We start from the raw sequence: 5,352 nt of genomic DNA, 5'->3' as shown, positions 1-5,352 counted from the left end.
GGCTCGGCGGGCCGTGCAGAGCAGGTACTCCCAGTCCATGACCGTCCCGCCCGGGCTCGTCCCCAGGTCGGCGGTGCGGGCCAGTTCCGCCAGTTCGCGGTCCAGGGCGGCGACCCGGTCGGGGTCGTCGGCGATGTTCTTGTAGACGCTGATGGTCGGGCCGTAGCGCTCCTTGAAGTAGTCGCGGAACAGCTCCGGCGTCGCGAAGCGCTCGACCCGGACGGTCCGCCGCTCGGCGCGCAGGTCCGTGACCCGGTCGCCGAGGAGGGCGCGCACATGGTCCTCGTCGCCCCACAGCGGGGGCGGCTGGGCGCCCGGCGGGGGCGGGGGTGCGTAGGGCTTCATGATGGCGAACATCCGTCCGATGAATCCCTGGGGCGTCCAGCTCAGCAGCCCGATGGTGCCGCCCGGGCGGCAGACGCGGACGAGTTCGCCGGCGGCCCGCTGGTGGTGCGGGGCGAACATGACGCCCACGCAGGACAGCACGGTGTCGAACTCCGCGTCGCCGAAGGGCAGGGCCTCGGCGTCGGCCTCCTGCCAGGTCAGGCGTGCCCCCTGCCGCTCGGCCACGCGCCGCCCGGCCTCGAACAGCTCGGGTGTCAGGTCGGAGGCGACGACGTCCGCGCCGGCCAGGGCCGCCGGGATCGCGGCGTTGCCGGAGCCGGCACCGATGTCCAGCACCCGGTGGCCGGAACGCACGCCGCACGCCTCGACCAGGACCGGTCCCAGCTCGGGGATGATCTCGGCGGCCAGGGACGGGTAGTCGCCCTGGGCCCACATGGCGCGGTGCTTGGACTTCCAAGCCCGGTCGGCCTCGGCCGTGCTCTGCTGTGTCGTCATGGCTGCGCTCCTCACCGGTCGGGCGGCGGGTCCGCGCGACGGGGTGTGAGCGGTTCGCCGCCTCTATCGAGCGTAGGGAGGGGGCGGGGGTGTGTCCTGCCGGGCAGCGTGGGAGTGCGCGTCCTCGCCCTCACGGTGGGGGTGGTCGGGGCCGCGCCAGGAGTGTCCGTCCTCGGAACGGCGCGATCGACGTGCGCCCGACTGACTCCCCGTTGACGCGCCGACCGCTGCGGGCGGACCCCCGCGCACGGCCCCTTCTCGCCGTGCGCGGGTGCGGGCGCGTCGTCCTATGCGGCTTCGTCCCGGGCCGCGGCCCGCTTCAGTGCCGCGTCGCGCCTGCGGACGTAGTAGATGCCGATGAGGCCCAGGCCGCCTCCGGCCAGGCAGGTCCAGATCCACCAGGTGCTGCCGCGGTCGTCGAACCAGCCGTAGAAGGGGAGCTGGACGACGAAGAGGACGAACCACAGGATCGTGCCGCCGGTGATGGTGGCGACCACGGGGCCCTCCAAGGGCTCCGGCGCCTCGTGTCGGGGGGTCCACTTCGCCATGGGGACAGCTTACGAGGCGATCAGGTCTACGCGCGGAGATGGCCGAGTGGGGTGTCATATGTTCATACTGAAACGGTTTGTGTCTGACCACTTCTCTTCGTAGGAAACACCAAACACATGTCCTCCTCGGCTCCCGCCAAGGTCCCCGCCCCTGAACAGCCGGGAGCCGGGCCCACGAACGGCGCACTCGACCGCTTCTTCCGCATCTCCGAGCGCGGCAGCACCCTGTCCCGCGAGGTCCGCGGCGGTCTCGCCACCTTCTTCGCGATGGCCTACATCATCGTGCTGAACCCGATCATCCTCGGCAGCGCCAAGGACATGTACGGTCATCAGCTCGACAACGGGCAGCTGGTCACCGCGACGGCCCTCACGGCGGCGCTCACCACGCTCCTCATGGGTGTGATCGGCAACGTCCCGATCGCGCTGGCCGCCGGTCTCGGCGTGAACTCGGTGGTCGCCCTCCAGCTCGCCCCGCGTATGTCCTGGCCGGACGCGATGGGCATGGTGGTGTTGGCCGGTTTCGTGGTGATGCTGCTGGTCGCCACGGGGCTGCGCGAGCGCGTGATGAACGCCGTGCCCTACGGGCTGCGCAAGGCCATCTCCATCGGTATCGGCCTGTTCATCATGCTGATCGGGCTGGTCGACGCCGGCTTCGTCTCCCGGATCCCGGACGCCGCCCAGACCACCGTCCCGCTCCAGCTCGGCGGCGACGGGCATCTGAACGGCTGGCCCGTGCTGGTCTTCGTGCTGGGGGTCCTGCTGACCCTGGCGCTGATCGTCCGCAAGGTCTCGGGCGCGATCCTGATCTCGATCGTCGCCATGACGGTCGTCGCGGTGGTCATCAACGCGGTCGCCAAGGTGCCGAGCTGGGGTCTGACCACGCCCAAGTGGCCGGGCAACCCGGTCGCCGGCCCGGACTTCGGGCTGGTCGGGCAGGTCAGCCTGTTCGGCGGCTTCGACAAGGTCGGCGTGCTGACCGGTGTGCTGTTCGTCTTCACCGTGCTGCTGTCGTGCTTCTTCGACGCGATGGGCACGATCATGGGCGTCTCCGACGAGGCGAAGCTGACCGACGGCGAGGGCCAGATGCCCGGCATCAACAAGGTGCTGTTGGTGGACGGCCTCGCGGTCGCCGCCGGTGGCGCCAGCTCCTCCTCGGCGACCACGGCGTTCGTGGAGTCCACGGCGGGTGTCGGTGAGGGTGCCCGGACGGGTCTCGCCAACGTGGTCACCGGCGGTCTCTTCGCCGCCGCGCTCTTCTTGACCCCCGTCGCCACGATGGTCCCGTCCCAGGCGGCCACCCCGGCGCTGGTGGCGGTCGGCTTCCTGATCCTGGCCGGTTCGGTGAAGGAGATCGACTGGGCGGACTACACGATCGCCGTGCCGGCCTTCGTGACCATGCTGATGATGCCGTTCACCTACTCGATCACGAACGGCATCGGCATGGGCTTCATCACCTTCGTGGTGCTGCGGCTGGCCGCCGGACGGGGCCGTGAGGTGCCGTCGGCGATGTACGCGGTGGCGGCGGTGTTCGCCTTCTACTACCTGATGCCGGCGCTGGGTCTGACCTGATCCTCGTCCTCGGAGCCGGACGGGCCGTAGAACCTCTCCGTCTCCTCGACGGCGGTCTGGAACCGCTGGTCGAAGTCATCGCGAATGAGCGTCCGGACGACGTAGTCCTGGACGCTCATTCCTCGTTTCGCGGCATGGTGCCGGAGCCGTTCGAGCAGCTCGTGGTCTATTCGCAGGCTGAGCACGCTGGTCCCCATGACCATGAGGGTCGCCGCACCGTTCGCCGCGGTGTGTCACGTTCCCCACCGGGATCACCCGTATGAGTGATGTTGCCGGTCAGTGGCGGGCGTCACGGGGCTTTCCCGTGCCCCCGGTGGTCTTTAGCGAGAGTAATGAGTTACGCTAAAGAACATGCCGGACCTCAGCCATGGCGACGACGCAGCCGCCGTGAACTCCCTCCGATCCGCCGTGATGCGGCTGTCCCGTCGCCTCAAGCACCAGCGGGTCGACGAGTCGCTCAGCCCCACCGAGATGTCGGTGCTCGGCACCCTGTCCCTGTGCGGCAGGGCCACACCGGGCGAGCTCGCCCGCAAGGAGCACGTCCAGCCGCCGTCGATGACCCGCATCGTGGCGCTGCTGGAGGCCAAGGGACTGGTCCGTCTGGAGCCGCACCCCGAGGACCGGCGCCAGAAGGTCGTGACGCGCACCGAGCAGGCCGAGGCGATGCTCGAGGAGAGCCGCGCCAAGCGGAACGCGTTCCTGTCCTCCCTGGTGGAGAACCTCGACGAGGACGAGTGGGCCAAACTGCGCGCCGCCGCCCCCGTGCTGGAGAAGCTCGCGCACCTGTAAGCCGTATGTAGCAAGGAGGCGAACCCTTTGAGTTCGGGACCCGGAACAGCTTCCGCCCCCGCACCTGAACCCCACGACTCCCCGCCCGCTCCCGCAGCACCCGCCTCCGGCGACCGCGTCCGCAGGTCCTCGATGTTCTCGTCCCTGAAGGTGCGCAACTACCGCCTGTTCTTCATGGGGCAGGTCGTCTCCAACATCGGCACCTGGATGCAGCGCATCGCCCAGGACTGGCTCGTGCTCAGCCTCACCGGCTCCTCCGCCGCCGTCGGCATAACGACCGCCCTGCAGTTCCTGCCGATGCTCCTGTTCGGCCTCTACGGCGGTGTCCTCGTCGACCGGTTGCGCAAACGGCCCACGCTGCTCGTGACCCAGACGTCGATGGCGCTCACGGCGATCGCCCTGGCCGTCCTCACGCTCACCGGCCACGTCCAGGTGTGGCACGTGTACGTCGCCGCCTTCGCGGTCGGTCTCGCCACCGTCGTCGACAACCCGGCCCGCCAGTCCTTCGTCTCCGAGCTGGTCGGCCCCGGCCAGCTGCAGAACGCGGTCAGCCTGAACTCGGCGAACTTCCAGTCGGCCCGCCTGGTCGGCCCCGCCGTCGCGGGCATACTGATCACCGGCGTCGGCACCGGCTACGCCTTCCTCTTCAACGGCCTGTCCTTCATCGCGCCGCTCACCGGCCTGCTGCTGATGCGCGCCCGCGAGCTGCACGCCGTCGAGCGTGCCCCGCGGGGCAAGGGGCAGCTGCGCGAGGGCGTCCGCTATGTCACCGGCCGGCCGGAGCTGATCTGGCCGATCGTCCTGGTCGGCTTCGTCGGCACGTTCGCCTTCAACTTCCCCGTCTACCTGTCGGCCTTCGCGGACGACGTCTTCCACGCGGGCGCGGGCGCCTACAGCATGTTCAACACGCTGATGGCGGTCGGCTCGGTCGCGGGGGCGCTGCTCGCGGCGCGGCGGGGCACGGCCCGGCTGCGGCTGCTGATCGTGGCGGCGATGGCCTTCGGCGCGCTGGAGATCCTGGCCGCGACGGTCCCGGCCCTGTGGATGTTCGCCCTGCTCATGGTGCCGCTGGGGCTGTTCGGCATGACGGTCAACGTCACGACGAACACCAGCATCCAGATGTCCACCGACCCGGCCATGCGCGGCCGTGTCATGGCCCTCTACATGATGGTCTTCCTCGGCGGCTCCCCGGTCGGCGCCCCGATCGTCGGCTGGGTCACCGACACCTACGGCGCGCGCGTCGGCCTCGCGGCGGGCGGCGCGGTGGCGGTGGCGGCCGCGGCCGCGATCGGCCTGGTCCTGGCCCGCGTGGGCAACCTCCGCCTGGCGGTCGGCTGGCACCGCGGGCATCCCCGGGTGCGGTTCGTGCCGCGGGACCAACGGGAGGAGCTGGCCCCGGCGGCGTAGCGGGGCCGTCGGCCCCGGGGGAACTCGTCGGTGTTCAGGACGAGGCCGACCACGGTGCCGGTCAGGTCGATCTCGTCTTTCGAAGCCCAGGCTCGGCTCGCCCCGGTACTCGCCGTGCAGGCGTCCTTCTTGGGGCCGTAGTCGTTCGCCCCGGTCTTCCTGGAGATCACTTCGGCGACGAACTCGACGTCCTCGTACC

General features: G+C 70.3%; 6 protein-coding genes. 3 read left to right on the top strand and 3 right to left on the bottom strand.

Annotated features, from left to right (window positions below; all coding sequences use genetic code 11):
• The coding region (locus tag RIN80_RS26100; RefSeq protein ID WP_309098101.1) for a class I SAM-dependent methyltransferase at positions 1-840 on the bottom strand (840 nt) is incomplete at its 3' end.
• A gap of 287 nt (positions 841-1,127) precedes the next feature.
• Positions 1,128-1,388: a DUF2530 domain-containing protein gene (locus RIN80_RS26095; protein WP_309098100.1), complete on the bottom strand. Its 261-nt coding sequence runs from the start codon at positions 1,386-1,388 to the stop codon at positions 1,128-1,130.
• A gap of 117 nt (positions 1,389-1,505) precedes the next feature.
• On the opposite strand from RIN80_RS26095, the gene RIN80_RS26090 reads away from it, so the two are divergent.
• Positions 1,506-2,957 (top strand): NCS2 family permease, encoded by a 1,452-nt coding sequence (locus RIN80_RS26090; RefSeq protein WP_309098099.1) that lies wholly within the window; start codon positions 1,506-1,508, stop codon positions 2,955-2,957.
• On the opposite strand, the gene RIN80_RS26085 is transcribed toward RIN80_RS26090, so the two are convergent.
• Entirely contained in the window at positions 2,927-3,154 is a 228-nt protein-coding gene (locus RIN80_RS26085) for a ribbon-helix-helix protein, CopG family (RefSeq protein ID WP_309098098.1), read from the bottom strand. The two genes, RIN80_RS26090 and RIN80_RS26085, sit on opposite strands and share 31 nt — an antisense overlap.
• A gap of 154 nt (positions 3,155-3,308) precedes the next feature.
• Between RIN80_RS26085 and RIN80_RS26080 the strand changes: the two genes are divergently transcribed.
• Both RIN80_RS26080 and RIN80_RS26075 read left to right on the top strand, forming a co-directional pair.
• Positions 3,309-3,746: a MarR family transcriptional regulator gene (locus RIN80_RS26080; RefSeq protein ID WP_309098097.1), complete on the top strand. Its 438-nt coding sequence runs from the start codon at positions 3,309-3,311 to the stop codon at positions 3,744-3,746.
• Positions 3,747-3,773: 27 nt separating this feature from the next.
• The gene (locus tag RIN80_RS26075; RefSeq protein ID WP_309098096.1) at positions 3,774-5,153 is read left to right on the top strand and encodes an MFS transporter; all 1,380 of its coding nucleotides are present in this window, start codon (positions 3,774-3,776) and stop codon (positions 5,151-5,153) included.
• Positions 5,154-5,352: the final 199 nt, after the last annotated feature.

It is taken from the genome of Streptomyces sp., from assembly GCF_031181705.1.
GTDB lineage: Bacteria > Actinomycetota > Actinomycetes > Streptomycetales > Streptomycetaceae > Streptomyces.
The sequence above is the reverse complement of the archived record's forward strand: the minus strand, read 5'-3'. Positions and strand labels throughout refer to the sequence as shown.